Here is a 19,286-nt window from a genome sequence, read left to right as displayed (position 1 = left end):
GGCCGGCGTGTCTCGACTTCGCTCGACACGAACGGATTGCGCGGAGAAATCACACTGCCACCTCGGCCTTGATGTGCGGGTGCGGATCATAGCCCTCGATCACGAAGTCATCGGGCGCATAGGCGAACATGCTCGACGGCCTGCGGGCGAAGGACAGTTTCGGAAAAGGGCGCGGCGAACGCGACAATTGCTCTTCGACGAGATGGCCGTGGTTCGAATAGACATGGGTGTCGGCGCCCATCCACACCAGCTCGCCGGGCTCCAGATCGGTCTGCTGGGCGAGCATCCGGATCAGCAGCGCCGCCTCGAATATGTTGAACGGGAAGCCGAGGCCGAGGTCGCAGCTGCGCTGGTAGAGGATGCCCGACAGCCGCCCGCCCGCGACATGATATTGGTAGGTCATGTGGCAGGGCGGCAGCGCCATGCCCGGCAGCTCGGGCACGTTCCAGCCGGTGAAGATCAGCCGGCGCGAGCCGGGATTGGTGCGGATCGCCTCGACCAGCTCGGCAATCTGGTTGATGCCCTTCTCCTCGCGCCTGAACAGGCCGTCTCCGGCCGGGGTGTAGCGCGGCCAGTCGACCCATTGCTTGCCGTAGACCGGGCCGAGATCGCCCCACTGCGCGGCAAAGTCGGGCTCCTCGATGATGCGGCGTTCGAAGGCGTCGCGGTCGATATCCTCGCCGGTCGCCTTGCGATATTTGTCGAGCGGCCAGTCGGTCCAGATATGGACGTTCTGGCCGACCAGCGGGCGGATGTTGGTGTCGCCGGAAAGGAACCAGATCAGCTCCTTCACCGCGGATTTCCAGAAGATCTTCTTGGTGGTGATCAGCGGCACCGTGCCGTCCGACAGATCGAACCGCATCGTCACCCCGAAGGTCGCCCTGGTGCCGACGCCGGTGCGGTCGACCCGCTCGTCGCCGCCATACCAGGCGCGGGCCATGGCATCGAGATATTGCTGCTCGGGATGTGATGTCATGCGAGGTGGGTAGCGGGGGGTATCCGTGTCGGTCAATGTCGGTCGTCAAATCCTGATATCGTCATGCCAGCGAAGGCTGGCATCCATGTCTGTCGCCTTCTCAGATGCCATTTCGGGTGGAAAGAGACATGGACCCCAGCCTTCGCTGGGGTGACGGTGAAGTTTGGATGCCGCCCCACTTCCTTTCACCCCGCCCCCTCGCTACATCGCCGGCCTATGGCAAAGCTCAAGATCGCGTCCTGGAACATCAATTCGGTCCGTGCCCGCATCGATATCGTCAGGCAGTTCCTGGAGGAGCAGCAGGTCGACATCCTCTGCCTGCAGGAGACCAAGGTCCGCGACGACACCTTCCCGTTCCAGATGTTCCGCGACATCGGCTACACGCATTTCGAGATCAACGGCCAGCCGATGCATCATGGCGTGGCGATCATCTCGAAGCTGCCGCTGCACGACAATGGCCGGCACGACTGGCAGGACAATGGCGAGGCGCGGCACATCGGTGTCAGGCTCGATTGCGGCATCCGGCTGGAGAATGTCTATGTGCCCGCGGGCGGCGACATTCCCGATCGCGCGCTCAATCCGAAGTTCGGGCAGAAGCTCGATTTCCTCGGCCGCATGATCCGCTGGTCGGAGGATCTGAAGGAGCCGACGCTGCTGGTGGGGGATTTCAACATCGCCCCGCTCGAATGCGACGTGTGGAGCCACAAGCAGCTGCTCGACGTGGTCAGCCACACGCCGATCGAGGTCGAGACGCTGGGCCGGCTTCAGGCGGCGCATGACTGGGTCGACCTGGGCCGTACCTTCGTGCCGCCGCCGGCGCGGCTCTTCACCTGGTGGAGCTATCGCGCGCAGGACTGGGCGGCGTCCGATCGCGGCCGCCGGCTCGACCATATGTGGGCCAGCCCCGAGGTCGCCAGGCTCGCCACCAACCATTATGTCTGCGAGCCGTGCCGCTCATGGATCCGGCCTTCCGATCACATCCCGCTGATCACCGAGCTCGACGTGTGAGCATGGCCCGCGACGCCGCCCGCGCCATCGATGCGCTCAAGCGCGGCTGGCCGGTCGCGGTGTCGGCCGGGGGCAAGCGGCTGGTCGCCCTGGCGATCGAGACGGCCAATGACGTCACCCTCGCCGATTTCGATACGGGCGGCGCTGCCGACGTCCTGCTTTCCGCCACGCGGGCCGAGACATTGCGTCTCGCCAACCAGCGTGAGGCGGCCAATCCGGCCAGCCCGGCGCTGGTCGAACGCGTGCCGTGGCTGGACCTGCCGGTGGCGATCGCACTGGCCGATCCGGTGCGCGACCTGGCGACCCCGCTGAAGGGACCGTTCCGCGCCAAGGCGGTCGAGGCGCCGGAGGCGGCCGAGGCGGCGCTCCGGCTGGCGCGCCTCGCCGGGCTGCTGCCGGCGCTGTTCGTGAAGAATGACGGGGCGGCCGAGGCCGAGCTGTCGGCCGAGGCGCTCGACGATTATGAGGACCCGGCGCATCTCGTCATCGCCTCGCAGGCGCGCTTGCCGGTTGCGGTCAGCGAGAAGGCCGAGATCGTCGCCTTCCGCCATGTCGCCGACGCCGCCGAGCATGTCGCGCTGATCATCGGCACGCCCGACGGTACCCCGCCGCTGGTCCGCCTCCACAGCGAATGCCTGACCGGCGACGTGCTGGGCTCGCTCAAATGCGATTGCGGGCCGCAGCTTGGCGGCGCGCTGGCGGCGATGACCGAGGCCAATTGGGGTATCCTCCTCTATCTGCGTCAGGAAGGGCGCGGCATCGGCCTGATCAATAAACTGCGCGCCTATGCCTTGCAGGATCAGGGCTTCGACACGGTCGACGCCAATCTCCGGCTGGGCTTCGGGGTGGACGAGCGCGATTTCCGGGTGGCGGCGCGGATGCTGTCGCTGCTCGGCCAGCTCAGGGTCCGGCTGCTCACCAACAATCCGCAGAAGGTCGCCGGCCTCGAAGGCGCGGGGATCGAGGTGGTCGAGCGGGTGGCGCACCGCATGGGCGAGAATCCGCACAACAGCGCCTATCTCGCCACCAAGCGCGACCGCACCGGCCACGTCCTGTGAGTGGGCTGAGGGTCGACAGCGCGACGCTGACCCTCACCGCACCGGACGGCACCCTCATTCCCTGCGCGATCGGCCGTGCAGGCGCGCTGCCCGCCGCCGACAAGCGCGAGGGCGACGGGGCGACCCCGCTGGGGCGCTGGCCGATCCGTACCGTGCTGTTCCGGCCGGGTGCCGCCTCCCCGCCGCCGGGGCTGCGTCTGCCGTGGCGCTGGATCAGGGCGGAGGATGGCTGGTCGGATGGCCCCGGCGATCCCCAATATAACCGGCCGGTGCGCCACCCCCATCGCTTCTCGGCCGAACGGCTGGTGCGGGAGGACGGCGCCTATGACGTGATCGTGGTGCTCGGCCACAATGATGCGCCCCCGGTTCAGGGTCTGGGAAGCGCGGTGTTCCTCCACTGCAGCGAAGGCCGCCCGACGGCGGGATGCGTGGCGGTGGAGAGGGACGCGCTGTTGGGTCTGCTGCCGCAGCTGTCACCCGGGGATGTGGTGGAGATCGTCTAAGTCTCCGTCGGTCGCCCCGGCCTCCACCGGAGCGACGCTATTTTGCTGCCGCCTTCGCTTTCGTGACCTCCTGTCCGGTCACCGCGCCGGCCATATTGCCCCAGCTCGTCCGGGCGTAGCTGAGCGCCGCCGCCATCTCGGCGTCGCTCAGCCGATTGCGGAAGGCCGGCATCTCGCCCTTCCCGTCGAGGACCAGGCGGATCGCGGCGGGCGCGGGGCCGGTGGTGATCCTGTCCCCGGCCAGGCCGGGATAGGCGCCCTCCAGCCCCTTGCCGCTGAGCTGGTGGCAGCGCGCGCAATTCTCGGCGTAGATCTTCGCCGGGTCGGGCCCCGGCTGGGCAAGGATGGGCGAAGGGGTCAGAACGATCAGGGCAAGGGCGATCATCCGGCGCATGGCGTTGCTCCGTTAAACCTCCTCCACTTTCCATGGTGGGGTCGTACCGGCTCCGGTTCAAGGGCAAAGAAAAGGGCCCCGCTCCCGAAGGAGAGGGGCCCGCTTTCGCGTGACGGGGCTGAAGCTTATTTCTTCGGTGCCTTCACCGCGGTCACCTCCAGTTCGACCAGGAAGACCGGAGAGACGAGGTTGGCGACCTGGAAGGTCGAGCGCGAGACCGTGTTGGGGTTGTCGGCCGATCCGAAATACTCCTTGAAGCCGGCGTTGAAGCCCGCGAAGTCGATCTTGCCCAGCTTGGGATCGGCGGCGAGGAAGGCCTGCATCTTGACGACATCGGTAATCGCGTAGCCCTGCGCTTCCAGCAGCGCCTTGATCTTCTTGATCGTGCTGATCGTCTGGGTCTTGGTGTCCCCGAAATCGTCCATCGTCTCCTTCTTGGCCGGATCGATCGGATCGGCGAGCTGGCCCGACAGGTAGAAGGTCTCGTAGCCTGCCGGGACGATCACCCCCTTGAGGATCAGGCCCGGCTTGCCGTCGGGGCCGGGGCTGGTGATGCGGTTGACGGGGGCCGGGGCGGCGAGCGCGGGCGCGGCCAGGGCGGTGGCGAGGATGGCGGCTGCGATCATCTTGGTCTTCATGGCAGTCTCCTTCAGGAATCAATGGGCGGAAATGATCTTGGTGGCGTCGGGCCTGGGTGCTTCGCCCGATCGGATCGCTGCCACCGTTTCGGCTGTCACCGGCGATGCGGCATTGCCCCAGCTGGTGCGGATATAGGTGACGGCGGCGGCGATCTGAGCATCGGTGAGATCGGCCTTGAAGGTGGGCATGCCGCCCCGGCCCTCCAGCACGACGTGGATCACCGGATCGGGGCCCTCCAGGACGAACTTGTCGCCGGCAAGGGCAGGGAAGGCGCCCTCGATTCCCTTGCCGTCCTCCTGGTGGCAGGCGGCGCAATTGTCGCTGAACACCCTGGCGGGATCAAGCGCCGGATCGGGCGCGGCGGCGACGGTCGGGGCGTGGGTGGTCTGCGCGGAGACGGCGAAGGCGGCCGCCAGCAGCGGCAGGCAGGTCAGGATACGCACGGCTCTCATCCTTTCATCGCGCGGGCGTGGAGCCGTTCGACCTGCTGCCATGCGCTTTCGAACGCACCGGCCTGCCAGCCGCCGATATAGCTCATATGTTCGCCGGCCAGATAGAGTCTTCCGTCGGGCTCGGTGAGCAGCGGATAGGCGGTGGCACGCGCCTCGTCGCTCCACATCCCCCAGCCGCCGAGGTTGTACTTCACCCGGTGCCAGGCGACCGAGAAGCTGGTCTCGTAGCTCTCCTTGTAGGCGGGAAATATCTTCTGGCCATAGTCGAGCGCCAGCGCGGCGCGGTCGGCGGGCGACCTGGCCGAGACCTTCGCGGCGTTGGGACCGAAATTATAGTAACCCAGCAGCACGCCCTTCTGTCCCTGCCAGCCGGTGGAGGGCAGCGCGATATTGTTAATGTCGGGATTGTCGCAGAAGACATGGCCCCCGTAGATCGAATGATCCTCCTCCCAGAATCGGCGCTTCATCTGGAGGCCGATCTTGCCGACCGGCGCATAGGCGCATTTCGCCATCGCCTCGGCGAAGGCGGGCGACAGGCCATGGTCGATGGTCTTCAGAACCGATAGCGGGATGGTGCAGATGCACCAGTCGGCGGCGATCGTCTCGGGCTGGCCGTCGCGCATCACATCGACGGTCACGCCCTTGGGGCTCTGTCGGATGCGCTGCACCTCGGTCGAATAGCGGATCATCCCGTCCGGCAGATGCCGCGCGATCGCCTTGGGAATCTGCTCCATGCCCTGGACCGGCTGGAACATGGTGCGCTGCTGCTCCCATTCGGCGACGCTGTGCAGCATGTGCCACAGGCCGCTGTCGAGCAGATCGTTGAGCTTGTGCGGGGCCGACGGCTTGCCGGGGCCGGGATCAGTGCCCGCGCCCGGATCGACCAGGAAGCCCCGGCCCGGCGTGCCGGTATAGTTGAGGTCCTTCTTCGACAGATGGCCGAACTCGGTCAGGAACTCGATGAAGCGTTCCTTGTCCTCGGCGCCCATCTGGCTGTCGAGCGCGCCCTGCTTCGACAGCTTGGCCAGTATCTCCGACGAATAGCCGAGCATGTCGGCCGCGACCTCGCCCTTGCGGACGGGCTTGCCGGCCAGCGGTCCCTTGCCCTTCTCGAAGAACAGGAAGCTGGCGTCGTTGTCGTTGTTGAACAGCTCCAGCGGCACGCCGAACTTGCGGGTGTAGTGGAGCGTCGAATGATGGTGGTAGGGAATCCGCCACGGGCCATGATTGATGTAGAGCCCGTCGTCATAATCGCAATTCTGGGTAGCACCGCCCAGCTCGGTCAAGCTGAAGCCCTTGCGCGCGGTCTGGGCGCGGCCGCCCGGGAAGCTGCGCGCCTCGATTACCGTTACCTGATAGCCGGCCTGGGTGAGTTCATATGCGGAGGCAAGGCCCGCATTGCCGGCGCCGAGGATCACCACCCGGTTCTTCCTCGGCTTGCCCTCCAGCTTCGGCGGCGCGGCCAGTGCCGATCCGATCCCGAAGCCCAGCGCGTCCATGCCCGCGAGCAGCATCGCCGTGCCGCCCATCCGGCCAAGTCTTTCCAGGAAAAAGCGGCGGGTCAGGCCGTTCGAGGCCATGCCCATATCAAGGTCGCCCATCATCCATCCTTCTGGAATCAGTCTGTGGTTACACTAGTGAAAGCAAAGGCCGGGAGCGAACGGATTCACTCCCGGCCAGAAGGGGAAGCCGATCAGAACTTCAGGGTGATGCGGCCATAATAATAACCGCCGTTGAAGCCGTAGGGGCCAAAGGTGAGCGGCTGGTTCCAGACGTTGGAGCCGGTGACCGGGCGCAGGCCGGTGCCGTTGGCCAGGGTGACGTTGTAGACCTTCTCGGGCTTCTTGTTGAACAGGTTGTTCGCGCCGGCGGTCAGTGTCAGGTCCTTGACCAGTTCGTAGCTGACTTCGAGGTCGGTGAGCGCCGAGGTGCCGACCTCAACCTTGTAGTAGCCGCCGACCGGGCCGAGATAGGCGCCCGACGGACGGGTAAGCTGCGAGGTGGGGCCGTAGAGCGCCTCGCGCAGGGTGATGGAGAGCGGGCCCGAGGTGAAGGTGGCGCCGGCGATCACCTTCCACTTGGGCGACGATTTCTCGATGATGCTGATCGCGATCGCATCGATCAGGCGCGGGTCGATCGAGACCTTGGTGATCTTGGTCTCGTTGTAGTTGGCGCTCAGCGTCCAGTTGATCGAACCGAAGTCCATGCTCATCGGGTAGGACGCCGTCAGGTCGATGCCGCGGGTGCGGGTGTCGACGCCGTTGGTGAACACCGCGATGCTGACGTCGCCGACGGTGGGATCGAGGATGTTGCCCTGTGCCGCGATCGCGCCGAGGATCAGGTTGCCGTCGAACGGGCAGCCCGACGGGTTGGCCGCGGGACTGCAGACCACGCCGCTGATCTTGCCCGCGATCGAACCCGAACCGATGATCCGGTCCTTCACCTTGATCTGATAGGCATCGACCGTGACAGTCAGCTTGTCGACCGGTTCGGCGACGAAACCGGCGCTGAACGTGGTGGACTTCTCGGGCTTGAGGTTCTGGAAGCCCACCAGCTTGGCCGCCGCCGAATTGGCAGGCAGCTGCACCGTCGCCGAGGTCGGGGCGACGTTGGTCGCCGAATAGAAGCTCTCGGCCAGGGTCGGGGCGCGGAAGCCGTTCGACACCGTGCCGCGCAGCGCGAAGCCATCGGTGATGTCATAGCGGCCGGTGATCTTGCCGATCACCTTGCTCCCGAAGTCCGAATAATGCTCGTAACGGCCCGCTACGTCGAGCTTGAGGCCATCGGCCGGCATCAGCGCCAGATCGATATAGGCCGAATAGGATTTCCGGCTGTGGCTGCCGGCGTCGGTCGGCCGGAAGCCTGGATAGGACTGGCCGCCCTCCTTGTAGATGGAGCCCGGATCGCCCGACCCAATCGAATAGGTGCCCTTGCGATATTCGGCGCCGAAGGCGACGTTCATTGGCTCGACCATGCCGACGTCGAATTCCTTGCCGAAATCGGCGTTAAGGGTCAGTTCCTCGTTGATGAACTGGCCGTCATAGAAATCGGTCGGGGTGAAGCCGGTGTCGACGAACAACGAGGCGTTGGCGCTGTTGCGGGTGTAGAGCTTGACCTTGTCCTTGCCGTAGGTGGTGGAAAGGTCCCACTTCCAGCCCATCGTCTCGCCCTTGACGCCGCCGGTGATGCCGAAATCGTCCTCGCTGATCTCCTCGGTCGGGTCGAATCCGGTATTGTCGAACAGGATCACGCCCGGCGTTGTCAGCGTGCCAGCGACGCCCAGCACGGGCGATCGGATGACCCGATCGGCGAGGCGGAAGTTCTGGATCGAGCTGGCCGTCTTGTGGCTGTAGGTGCCGAACGAATAGAGTTGCACGTCACCCAGATCATAGCCGGCATTGTAGCTGGTGTTGTACAGGCGGGACTTGGCGTCGCCGACGATCTTGTTGACGAAGGGAAAGCCGTCCTGGCCCGGATAGAGCGCGCGCTGGGCGGCGCTCAACGTGGTCAGCAGCACGCCGTTCATGTCGGTGACGCGGCGGTCGAGCCCGCCGCGCTGGCTGCGGCCATGCGAACGATAGAAACCGGTCAGGTTGATCCAGCCGGCCTCGCCGACGCGGGTGCCGAGGTTGAGCTGGGCGTTGTAGGTGCCGCCGTCACCCTTGTAATATTCGCCATAGCTGCCGACGGCGGTGCCGCCCTCGTCATTGTCCTTGAGCAGGATGTTGATGACGCCGGCGATCGCATCCGAGCCATATTGCGCGGCGGCCCCCTGTTCGAGCACCTCGATTCGCTGGATCGCCTGGGGCGAGATCAGGTCGAGATCGGCCGAGGCGCCGCCCTGGAACGGGCCGCTCAGCACCGCGAAATTGGCGGTGGTGTGGCGGCGCTTGCCGTTGACCAGCACCAGCGTGTGGTTCGGGCTGAGGCCGCGCAGGCGGGCCTGCAGAGTCTGGTTCGCCATGTCGCCGCCGAAGGCCTGGGCGACGAAGGAGGGGACGAGCTGGGTCAGCGCCTGGTTGAGGTTGGGCTGGCCGACCTTCTCGATCGCATCGGCACCGAGCAGCTTGATCGGCGTCGGGCTTTCCGCGGCGGTAATTCCACTCGCGCGGGTGCCCGTGACGATGATGGTGGCTCCCTCGTCGGTCGCCTCGCCGGCCTCCGCCGGAAGCGTCTGGGCCATTGCGGCCGAGGCAGAAAGGCTGGCGAGCGCCAGCGCGGTGAAGGAAACGAGACCTGTTCTTTTCATGTGCGCCCCCAAAAGATTGCGAGAATCTTTCAGGACACCTTCCCTTTGAAAGTGACAGTATCTGGAAGTATTAGATGAATTTATTCGAGATGACATAGGCCAATGTCCGCAAAAATGCGGAGTTTCTGGCAAATAATAATGCCACTATACTCGAATCTAAGCTCCCTGTCCGTCTTTTGATTTTTTCAGACTACGGCCTGATCGCGAGTCGGCAATCTCAATTCTTACATGTTTGTTAAAAGAGAAGGTGCTGTGACTTTTCTGCCACGCCACGATCTCTCCCCCATCCCGAGTCGCGCCCGGGTTAAAGGGAAAGACGAGCGACAGCGCAAAACCCGCCATCCCCGCGATCAAAAAAAATTCTTGTCGGGAAATTCGCTCCGGGCATTCGGGGAGGCGTGCCGGAAGAAACGTCTGCCGGCGCGGCAACCGCGCTGAAACAATCAGATGGAGCGGCCGATCCGACGCAGTCTGATCATGAGTGTTTCGGGCTCGACGGCTGGTTTCGCCGGCAGGGCGTCGATATGCGATAGGGGACGGCCTCAGCCGGCCTCGGCGATCCTCTCACGGCACTGGCGGACAATATCCTTCAGTTCGTCGAGGGTCTGCTCAAGCGCATGCCGCTGGAGTTCGAGGGCATCGATCCGTTCGCTGGTCTGGGCGAGCAGCCGCTTGGTCTGTTCCAGGTGCAGTTCGTCCACCGTGTAGAGGTCAAGGAACTCCTTGATCTCACGCAGGCTGAACCCCAGCCGCTTGCCGCGCAGGATCAGCTGGAGCCGGCCGACCTCGCGCTTCGAATAGACCCGCATGGTTCCCACGCGCTGCGGCTCCAGCAGTCCCTTGTCCTCGTAGAAGCGGATCGCGCGGCTGGTTATGCCCAGTTCGTCGGCGACATCCTGGATGCTGCGGAGCGGCTGGCGGTCTCCACCGCTGGGGTCATGCTTCGTCATGGATCAGCTTGCGGGGGAGGCCTTGCGGGCCTCCTCGGCAACCAGTTCCTTCTTCGAAAGCTTGCCGATCAGCGTCTTGGGCAGGCTGGTACGGATTTCGATCTCGCGTGGCATTTCGATCTTGGAGACGCGTGTCTTGAGGAATTCGCTCAGGTCGTCAATGCTCGCCTGCTGGCCGGGGCGCAGCACCACGAAGGCCTTGGGCGCCTGGCCGCGATAGGCGTCGGCGACGCCGATCACCACCGCTTCCAGCACGGCCGGATGTTCATAGAGCGCTTCCTCGATCACGCGCGGATAGACGTTATAGCCGCCGCAGATGATGACGTCCTTGATCCGGTCGACCAGGAAAAGATAGCCGTCCTCGTCGAGATAGCCGACATCGCCGGTGCGGATCGCGCCATCGACGAACACCTTGGCGGTCTCCTCGGGCTTGTTCCAATAGCCCTTCATCACCTGTGGCCCGCGTGCGCAGACTTCGCCGCGTTGGCCCACCGGCATCAGCTGGTGCGGGTCTTCGAGGCTGCGGATCTCGATGATGGTGCCGGGGAAGGCCGGGCCGGCGCTGTTGTCCTTAACCTCGCCCTCGCAGGGATTGCAGGTCAGGATCGGGGAGGTTTCCGACAGGCCATATCCCTCCACCACGCGGGCGCCGGTCAGCCGCTCGAACTCGGCGCGCACGTCGAAGGGCAGGGGCGCGCCGCCCGAAACGCAGAAGTCGAGATCGTCGAAGTGGATCGGCCGCTCGGCCGCCGCCTTGTTGATCGCGGTCAGCATGGTCGGCACGGCGAGCAGCTTGGTCGGCCGGGTGCGCTTCGCGGTCTTCAGGAACTGCTTCAGTTCGAAGCGCGGCAACAGGATCATCAGCGCGGCGGTGTCGATCGAGAAGTTGAGCACCGTCGTCAGGGCGAAGACGTGGAACATCGGCAATACGCCCATGATCCGATCCTGCCGCGCGGGATCCCCGGCCTTGGTTCCCGCGACGTGCAGGATCATCTGGCGGCTGTTGGCGGTCAGATTGGCATGGGTCAGCATCGCGCCCTTGGGGACGCCGGTGGTGCCGCCGGTATATTGGAGCACCGCGACATCGTCCGGGTCGATCGGCACGGGCCGGAAGCCGTCGCCGCCGGCGAGGATGTCGGCGAAGGTGACATGGCGCCCGTCCCGGGGCGGGCGGGCGATCTCGCCGCGCTTGAACAGGCGGTAGAGGATCGAGAGAAGCGGGGGCAATATCTCCGTCATCGGACAGACGATGATCTTCTCCAGCCCGCTTTCCTGGGCGATCGCGGCGATCTTGGCGTGGATGGAGGCGACATCGATCACCGCCATGACGGTGGTGCCCGAATCGCGGATCTGGTGTTTCAGCTCATGCTCGACATAGAGCGGATTGAAATTGACGATCGTCGCCCCGCAGCGCAGCGCTGCGAAATAGAGCACCACGAAATAAGGGGTGTTGGGCAGGCACAGGCCGAAACGCACGCCGGGTCCCACCCCCATCGCCTGCAGGCCGGCGGCGGCGCGATCGACCATGGCGCCGATCTCGGCATAGCGCCATGTCCGCCCGAGGAAGTCGATCGCGGTGCGCCCCCCATGGTCGCGCACCGCGGCATCGATCAGGTCGGTCAGCAGCCGGGGCGGAATCGGCGGGGACGCTGGCACGTCCCCGCCGTCCGGGGATGCGGCACCGCGACGGGGGGATTTCGGGGGTGCCACGGTGTCGCCGGAGGTCATGGCTGCTCAGGTCTCCTGTGTCAGAAGGTCATCCGGGCGCCGAGCGCGAGGATGATGGCGCGGGCATCGCGGAGTTGCCCGGCCGGCAGGATTATCGTCTGCGCCGGGGTGCCGGGATAGAAGCCGCCCGGCCTGTCGATCGTCTCGTTCTTGAAATCGACATAGTTGGCGGCGGCGTCGACGGTGATCGCCTCGGTGATCTTGTACGAGGTGCCGAGCGCGAAGTTGACGCGGCTGGCGTCGGGCACGCGCGCGTCGCGCGAGCCGTCCTGGGTCGGCGTCTTGTCGATCTGGATGCCGCCACGCATCGTCCACTCCGGCGAGACGTCATAATCGACGCCGACCGCATAGCTCCAGCTGTTCTTGTAATTCTGGTCCAGCGCGACGTTCAGCGGCGCGGCGAGGCGGATCGCGTCGAACTTCTTCCAGCCGGCACGGACGATCTGACCGTTCAGCGTCAGCGCCTCCGTGGCATGGATGCGGGCGCTGGCAACGGCCTGCCACGGCGTGCGGAAGCTGGCCTTGACGCCGTTGATGCGGCCGTTCTGGCCGGCGAGCGGGCCAAGCAACCCGGCGGTGGTGATGCTGCCCTTCAGCACATGCTTGACCGAGGACTTGTAGCTCAGGCCGAGGTCGATCATCGGGCTCGGGTGGAGCTGGGCGCCCACCGACCAGCCGAAGTCCCAGCCCTTGCCGCGCAGCGTCTGGTGGCCGTCGGCAAGCAGCGGCGACAGATTGGGCAGCGAGTTGGACAGCGATGCCTTGCTGTACTCGGCGTTCAGGCCGATGCCGATGCCGATCATCGGCGAGGGCGCGAAGGCGATGGTCGGCTGCAGGTCGAAGGTAGTCAGCTTGGTCTTGTCGGCGGTGTAGCGCGCCCAGCTGTTATTCTCATAGTTGGTCGCGAAGCTGTAGGGCGCGGTGATGGACAGGCCGATCGCCCACTGGTCGTTCAGCTTGTAGCCGATCGCGCCCGAGGGCAGGAAGCCCTTGTTGAGCGGGTTGACCGACACCTGATTGCCGCCGACCGCCGCGGGCGCCTGGCCGGGCCGGATGATACGGGTGTTGACGTTGGCGACCTTGCCCTTGGGAAGGATCGCGCTGATGCCGCCATAGATGCTGCTGCTCTCGTTGCCGGCGATCGCCGCCGGGTTCCACCAGAGCGACGAGGCGCCCTGATCGGCGGCCTCGCCCGAAAAGGCGCGTCCGGCCGCCCGTACCGATTGCTCCTGCAGATAGAAGGCCGAAGCGCTGGCCGCGCCCGCACCGAGCAGCGCTATCGTCGAGGCCGTGCCTGCCAGGGCGATGCTGCGAATGGTCTTGTGCATCATATATGGGTTCCTCCTCTTCGCGTCCCGGCGTCTTAACGCACCCGGGTCCAGGTCTGGTTCTTGCACAGGGGCACGAAGATGCACCCCCGGAGTTTCAACATATTGGGATCGACCGAGGTGATCCGCGCGTCATAGGTCTTGCCGTCCTCGGCGTTGTAGATGGTGCCGCCGTTCCACACGCCGTCCTTGAAGCTGAAGCCGCCCAGGATCTGCAGACCCTTGAGCGGACGGCCGCGCAGCTTCTCGTCCTTGTTGTTGCTGTCCTTGAGCGCGGGATTGGCGTTGATGCCGTCGGAGCTCAGTAACTTACCGCATAGCGAAGCGCCGCAGCGTGTGATCTCTACGATGCCGTTGCGGGTTTCAGTCTTCCAGCGCCCGACCACTGCGTCAGGGCTGGCGGCTGCGGCGGCGGCAAGGGCCAACAGAGTGATGCTCATCGCCTGTATCATCCTCTTGTAGGGCGCCCGATGCTGCGACCGGGTCAACCTTTTCGATGCAGCATCGATTGCACAAAAAGGGGTTGACGTATAGGGTAATCTTCATACCTTTAAGAGAAATCATGCGCGGCTGTTGCATAAAAGCCGCGCCGGAGGAGACGGTTCCATGACCAATGCCGTGATCGCGGGTTATGCGCGTTCGCCTTTCCACCTTGCGAACAAGGGGGATCTCGCCCGGGTGCGACCCGATGACCTGGCCGCGCAGGTGATTCGCGGCTTGATCGAGAAAACCGGCGTCAAACCGGAGGATATCGAGGATATCGTTCTCGGCTGCGCTTTTCCGGAAGCCGAGCAGGGCCTGAACGTCGCCCGGCTGATCGGGCTTCTGGCTGACCTGCCGCTCAAGGTGGGCGGCATGACGGTCAACCGCTTCTGCGGCTCGTCGATGAGCTCGGTCCACATCGCCGCCGGCCAGATCGCGATCGGGGCGGGCGAGGTGTTCGTCTGCGCGGGCGTCGAGAGCATGAGCCGGGTGCCGATGATGGGCTACAACCCGCTCCCCAGCCCGGAACTCGCGAAGAAGCGGCCCGGCGCCTATATCGGCATGGGCGACACCGCCGAGAATGTCGCCACCCAGTTCCAGGTCTCCCGCGCGGCGCAGGAGGCCTTCGCGGTCGAGAGCCAGAAGAAGGCCGCCGCCGCACGCGAAGGTGGCCGGCTGAAGGATGAAATCGTCCCGATCCGGACGAAGAAGGGCCAGGTCGACACTGACGGGGTGCTCCGGCCCGAGACGACCGCCGAGGCGCTCGCCACGCTCAAGCCCGCCTTCGATGCCAATGGCTCGGTGACCGCGGGTACCAGTTCGCCGCTGACCGACGGCGCCGCCGCGGTGCTGGTGACCAGCGAGGATTATGCGAAGGCCAACGGCCTCACCATCCTCGCGCGGATCAGGAGCGTCGCGGTGTCGGGCTGTGAGCCAGAGATCATGGGAATCGGTCCCGTCTCCGCCTCGCGCAAGGCGCTGGAGCGGGCGGGGCTCGCGGTGGGCGACCTCAACGTCGTGGAGCTGAACGAGGCCTTCGCCAGCCAGGCGCTCGCCTGTTCGAACGAACTCGGCCTCAAGCCTGAGACGATCAACCTCGATGGCGGCGCGATCGCGATCGGCCATCCGCTCGGCGCTACCGGCGCGCGCATCGTCGGCAAGGCGGCGTCGCTGCTGAAGCGCGAGGGCGGCAAATATGCCCTCGCCACCCAGTGCATCGGCGGCGGCCAGGGCATCGCCACCGTGCTGGAGGCGGTGTGACCATGGAGCCGATCAGGAAGGTCTGCGTGATCGGCGCCGGCACCATGGGCGCCGGCATCGCCGCGCAGGTGGCCAATGCCGGCGTGCCGGTGCTGCTGCTCGATATCGTTCCCAGGGAGGGCGCGAACCGCAGCGCCATCGCCGAGGGGGCGGTCGCCAGGATGCTCAAGGCCGACCCCGCCCCCTTCATGTCGAAGGCGGCGGCGAAGCTGGTCGAGACCGGCAATATCGAGGATGACCTCGCCCGCGTCGCCGAATGCGACTGGATCGTCGAGGCGATCATCGAACGGCTCGACCTGAAGCAGGATCTCTACGCCAGGCTCGAGAAGGTCAGGAAGGCCGGCACCGCCGTCTCGTCCAACACCTCGACTATTCCGCTCGGGCGGCTGATCGAGGGGCGGTCGGAGGCCTTCGTCGCCGATTTCCTGATCACCCATTTCTTCAACCCGCCGCGCTACATGCAGCTGCTGGAGATGGTCGTCGGTCCGAAGTCGGATCCGGCGACCGTCGCGCGTGTCGGCGCCTTCATCGACCGGGCCATGGGCAAGCGGGTCGTGCTCGCCAAGGACACCCCGGGTTTCATCGCCAACCGTATCGGCAGCTACTGGCTGCAGGTCGCGGTCAACGCGGCCACCGATCTGGGGCTCGCGATCGAGGAAGCCGACGCGATCGGCGGCAAGCCGATGGGCGTGCCCAAGACCGGCATCTTCGGCCTGCTCGATCTGGTCGGCATCGATCTGATGCCGCTGCTGCTCAAGAGCTTCGCGGATACCCTGCCCAAGGACGATCCCTATATCGCCACGGTGCGGCCGATCCCGCTGGTCGAGAAGATGATCGCGGAGGGCTATACCGGCCGCAAGGGCAAGGGTGGTTTCTACCGGATCAACCGCGAGGCCGGGAAGCGCAAGGAAGCGCTCGATCTTGCCACCGGCGAATATCGTCCGACGATCAAGGCGGAGGCGCCGCGCGCCAAGCTGCCGCAACTCGTCGCCATGCCCGGCAAGACCGGCGACTTCGCCTGGGCGGTGCTGGGCCAGGTGCTCAGCTATGCTGCGAGTCTGGTCGGCACCATCGCCGACGATATCGTCGCGATCGATGACGCGATGAAGCTCGGCTATAACTGGAAATATGGCCCGTTCGAGCTGATCGACCAGCTCGGCGCCAAAGCTTTCGCCGAGCGGCTGGCGAGCGAGGGCCGACCGGTGCCGGCGATACTGGCGACCGTGGGTGACGGCAGCTTCTACCGTGTCGAAGGTGGCAAGCGCCGCTATCTGGGTCTCGACGGCGCCTATCATGACGTCGTCCGCCCCGACGGCGTGCTGCTGCTCGAGGATGTCAAACTGGCATCCAAGCCGATCATGAAGAACGGCGCGGCGGCGCTCTGGGATATCGGCGACGGTGTCGCCTGCTTCGAGTTCACTTCGAAGATGAACGCGCTGGACGGCGAGATGCTTGGCCTGCTGGGCAAGGCGATCGCGCATGTTGCCACTTCGATGAAGGCGATGGTCGTCTATAATGAGGGCGGCAATTTCTCGGCCGGCGCCAATCTCGGCCTCGCCCTGTTCGCGGTGAATATCGCCGCCTGGGGCGAGATCGACAAGCTCGTGAGCGGCGGACAGCAGGCCTATAAGGCGCTCAAATATGCGCCCTTCCCGGTGGTTTCGGCCCCGGCCGGCCTGGCGCTGGGCGGCGGCTGCGAGATATTGCTGCATTCGGATGCGATCCAGGCGCATGCCGAAAGCTATATCGGGCTGGTCGAATGCGGGGTCGGCCTCGTCCCTGGCTGGGGCGGCTGCGGCGAATATATCGATCGCTGGGTGAAGTCTGGTCTGTTGCCGCGCGGCCCGATGCCGGCGGTGGCCAAGGCGTTCGAGACCATCTCGACCGCGACCGTCGCCAAGTCGGCAGCCGAGGCGAAGGAACTGCTGTTCCTGCGCAAGGACGACGGCATCACCATGAACCGCGATCGGCTGCTGGCCGACGCGAAGGCCAGGGCGCTGGCCCTGGTCGATGGCTACAAGCCGCCCGAGCCGCCGGTGTTCCGCCTGCCGGGCGCAAGCGGCCGGGTCGCGCTCGGCATGGCGGCTGAGGGCTTCCACAAGCGCGGGCTCGCGACCGACTATGACGTTGTCGTTTCCGACGCGCTCGCCGGCGTGCTGACCGGCGGTGATGCCGATCTGGTCGACGTGGTGAGCGAGGAGGATATGCTGGCGCTCGAACGCGCCGCCTTCATGAAGCGGGTCCGCGATCCGCGCACGATGGCGCGGGTCGAGACGATGCTGACCACCGGCAAGCCGCTGCGGAATTGATTATTCCTCCCCGGTACGGGGAGGGGGACCATCCGAAGGATGGTGGAGGGGGAGTGAGACTGGACGCAACCGGGCGTTGCGAGGATACGGCCCCCCTCCACCGCTTCGCGGTCCCCCTCCCCGTACCGGGGAGGACCTAGGGAGAGTAAGACGATGCAAGTCTATGAAGCCCCGCTGCGCGACATGCGCTTTCTGATCCATGAGCTGTTCGCCAAGGACGGCTTCGGGACGTTTCCCGCCCATGCCGAGTTCACCCCCGACCTGATCGACGCCGTGCTGGAGGAGGCGGCAAAGCTTGCGCATGACGTGCTGCTGCCGCTCAACATGAGCGGCGACGAGGAAGGCTGCACCTGGGAAAACGGCGTCGTCCGCACGCCCAAGGGCTTCAAGCAGGCCTATGACCAGTTCCGCGAAGGCGGCTGGTGCGCACTGGCCAACGATCCCAAATGGGGCGGGCAGGGCCTGCCCGAGACGGTGAACAAGCTGGTCGAGGAGATGATCAGCTCGGCCAATCTCAGCTTTGGCCTCTATCCGGGGCTCACCCATGGCGGCACCACTGCGATCAAGGCGCATGCCAGCCCTGATATCCAGGAGCGCTTCCTGCCCAAGATGGTCGAGGGCACCTGGTCCGGAACCATGTGCCTGACCGAGCCGCATTGCGGCACCGATCTCGGCATGCTGCGCACCAAAGCGGTGCCGCAGGAGGATGGCAGCTTCAAGATCACCGGCAACAAGATCTTCATCTCGGCCGGCGACCATGATCTGACCGAGAACATCATCCACCTCGTCCTCGCCCGCCTGCCCGACGCGCCCAAGGGCGTGAAGGGGATCAGCCTGTTCGTCGTGCCCAAATTCCTGATCAAGGAAGATGGCTCGATCGGCCCGCGCAACGGCGTGCAGTGCACCGGCATCGAGCACAAGATGGGCCTCAAGGCCTCGGCGACCTGCCAGATGAGCTTCGACGATGCGACCGGCTGGTTGGTCGGCGAACCGCACCAGGGCCTGGCCGCGATGTTCACGATGATGAACACCGAGCGCGTCTCGGTCGGCGTCCAGGGTCTCGGCGTCGGTGCCGCCGCCTATCAAGCCGCGGTCGCCTATGCCAAGGATCGCATCCAGGGCCGCGCGCTGACCGGCCCCAAGCGTCCCGATCTCGCCGCCGATCCGATCATCGTCCACCCCGATGTGCGCCGCATGCTGATGACGATGCGCGCCTATACCGAGGGCTGCCGCGCGCTGAGCATGTGGGTCGCGCGGGCGCTGGACGCCGAGCGGCATTCGGAGGATCCGGAGATCCGTCAGCGCGCCGAGGACATGACCGCGCTGATGACCCCCGTGGTCAAGGCGCTGCTCACCGATCTGGGGCATGAGGCCGCTCATCTCGCGGTGCAGACCTATGGCGGCCATGGCTACATCCGCGAGCATGGCGTCGAGCAATATGCCCGCGATGCCCGCATCGCGATGATCTATGAAGGCACCAACGGCGTCCAGGCGCTCGATCTGGTCGGCCGCAAGCTGCCGGCCCATGGTGGCCGCTACCTGCGCAGCTTCTTCCATCCGGTCGCCGAATATATCGAGAAGAACAAGTCGACGCCGGGCATGGAGAAGATGATCGACGCGCTGGAAAAGGCGTTCGGTGCGCTCCAGCTCGCCACCGCGACGATCGCCCAGAAGGGCATGGCCGATCCGGAGGAGGCGGGCGCCGCCTCGTCCGATTACCTCCGTCTGCTGGGCCTCGTCGCGATCGCCTATCTTTTCGCCCGCTCGGCCAAGATCGCTGGCATCAAGACGATGATGGGCCAGGACCCGGACGGCTTCTACGCCGCCAAGATGGTCACGGTTCGCTTCTTCTACGAACGCATCCTGCCCCAGGTCGCGGGGCTGCTGACCGCGATCAAGGCCGGCAAGGCCTCGATGATGGACATGCCCGAAGAGGCGTTCTGACCATT

16 protein-coding genes are annotated in these 19,286 nt (G+C 65.5%); 6 read left to right on the top strand and 10 right to left on the bottom strand.

Annotation, left to right across the window (positions count from 1 at the left end; translation table 11 throughout):
- Positions 1 to 49 precede the first annotated feature (49 nt).
- Entirely contained in the window at positions 50 to 976 is a 927-nt protein-coding gene (gene thyA / locus CMV14_RS23115; protein ID WP_066963617.1) for a thymidylate synthase, read from the bottom strand.
- Between the two features lie 216 nt (positions 977 to 1,192).
- Here thyA and CMV14_RS23110 point away from each other — a divergent pair, with 216 nt between their 5' ends.
- From CMV14_RS23110 to CMV14_RS23100, 3 genes are read left to right on the top strand one after another with little or no spacing between them, the layout of a single operon-like run.
- The gene (locus CMV14_RS23110; RefSeq protein WP_066963619.1) at positions 1,193 to 1,984 is read left to right on the top strand and encodes an exodeoxyribonuclease III; all 792 of its coding nucleotides are present in this window, start codon (positions 1,193 to 1,195) and stop codon (positions 1,982 to 1,984) included.
- Between the two features lie 2 nt (positions 1,985 to 1,986).
- Complete coding sequence (ribA, locus tag CMV14_RS23105) at positions 1,987 to 3,042, top strand: GTP cyclohydrolase II (protein WP_066963622.1); 1,056 nt, start codon at positions 1,987 to 1,989, stop codon at positions 3,040 to 3,042.
- Entirely contained in the window at positions 3,039 to 3,545 is a 507-nt protein-coding gene (locus tag CMV14_RS23100; protein WP_066963625.1) for a L,D-transpeptidase family protein, read from the top strand. The genes ribA and CMV14_RS23100 overlap by 4 nt, the downstream gene beginning before the upstream one ends.
- Positions 3,546 to 3,582: 37 nt before the next feature.
- Here the strand turns inward: CMV14_RS23100 and CMV14_RS23095 are convergent, their stop codons facing one another.
- The 9 genes from CMV14_RS23095 to CMV14_RS23055 form a co-directional block, all read right to left on the bottom strand.
- Complete coding sequence (locus CMV14_RS23095; protein WP_066963628.1) at positions 3,583 to 3,939, bottom strand: c-type cytochrome; 357 nt, start codon at positions 3,937 to 3,939, stop codon at positions 3,583 to 3,585.
- Positions 3,940 to 4,064: 125 nt separating this feature from the next.
- Positions 4,065 to 4,577, bottom strand: coding sequence for a RidA family protein (locus CMV14_RS23090; protein WP_066963631.1), 513 nt, complete (start codon positions 4,575 to 4,577; stop codon positions 4,065 to 4,067).
- Between the two features lie 18 nt (positions 4,578 to 4,595).
- A complete protein-coding gene (locus CMV14_RS23085) occupies positions 4,596 to 5,021 on the bottom strand; it encodes a c-type cytochrome (protein WP_202820876.1) in 426 nt (141 codons plus the stop codon).
- Positions 5,022 to 5,026: 5 nt separating this feature from the next.
- Entirely contained in the window at positions 5,027 to 6,631 is a 1,605-nt protein-coding gene (locus CMV14_RS23080) for a flavin monoamine oxidase family protein (RefSeq protein WP_066963862.1), read from the bottom strand.
- A gap of 92 nt (positions 6,632 to 6,723) precedes the next feature.
- Complete coding sequence (locus CMV14_RS23075; RefSeq protein ID WP_066963637.1) at positions 6,724 to 9,279, bottom strand: TonB-dependent receptor plug domain-containing protein; 2,556 nt, start codon at positions 9,277 to 9,279, stop codon at positions 6,724 to 6,726.
- 542 nt (positions 9,280 to 9,821) lie between these two features.
- On the bottom strand, positions 9,822 to 10,229 hold the full coding sequence (locus CMV14_RS23070; protein ID WP_066963640.1) for a MerR family transcriptional regulator: 408 nt from the start codon (positions 10,227 to 10,229) through the stop codon (positions 9,822 to 9,824).
- 3 nt (positions 10,230 to 10,232) lie between these two features.
- A complete protein-coding gene (locus CMV14_RS23065; protein ID WP_066963643.1) occupies positions 10,233 to 11,957 on the bottom strand; it encodes a long-chain-fatty-acid--CoA ligase in 1,725 nt (574 codons plus the stop codon).
- A 20-nt stretch (positions 11,958 to 11,977) separates the two neighbouring features.
- Positions 11,978 to 13,288, bottom strand: a complete 1,311-nt coding sequence (locus CMV14_RS23060; RefSeq protein ID WP_066963646.1) for an OmpP1/FadL family transporter — start codon at positions 13,286 to 13,288, stop codon at positions 11,978 to 11,980.
- Positions 13,289 to 13,320: 32 nt separating this feature from the next.
- Positions 13,321 to 13,725: a DUF2147 domain-containing protein gene (locus CMV14_RS23055; RefSeq protein WP_066963865.1), complete on the bottom strand. Its 405-nt coding sequence runs from the start codon at positions 13,723 to 13,725 to the stop codon at positions 13,321 to 13,323.
- 166 nt (positions 13,726 to 13,891) lie between these two features.
- On the opposite strand from CMV14_RS23055, the gene CMV14_RS23050 reads away from it, so the two are divergent.
- The 3 genes from CMV14_RS23050 (at position 13,892) to CMV14_RS23040 (ending at position 19,281) form a co-directional block, all read left to right on the top strand.
- Positions 13,892 to 15,028 (top strand): thiolase family protein, encoded by a 1,137-nt coding sequence (locus CMV14_RS23050; protein ID WP_066963649.1) that lies wholly within the window; start codon positions 13,892 to 13,894, stop codon positions 15,026 to 15,028.
- Positions 15,029 to 15,030: 2 nt separating this feature from the next.
- Complete coding sequence (locus tag CMV14_RS23045) at positions 15,031 to 17,337, top strand: 3-hydroxyacyl-CoA dehydrogenase/enoyl-CoA hydratase family protein (RefSeq protein ID WP_066963652.1); 2,307 nt, start codon at positions 15,031 to 15,033, stop codon at positions 17,335 to 17,337.
- 153 nt (positions 17,338 to 17,490) lie between these two features.
- On the top strand, positions 17,491 to 19,281 hold the full coding sequence (locus tag CMV14_RS23040) for an acyl-CoA dehydrogenase C-terminal domain-containing protein (protein WP_066963655.1): 1,791 nt from the start codon (positions 17,491 to 17,493) through the stop codon (positions 19,279 to 19,281).
- The last annotated feature ends 5 nt before the right edge of the window (positions 19,282 to 19,286 follow it).

It is taken from the genome of Rhizorhabdus dicambivorans (genome assembly GCF_002355275.1).
GTDB lineage: Bacteria > Pseudomonadota > Alphaproteobacteria > Sphingomonadales > Sphingomonadaceae > Rhizorhabdus > Rhizorhabdus dicambivorans.
This window is presented reverse-complemented; position numbering and strand designations above follow the sequence as displayed.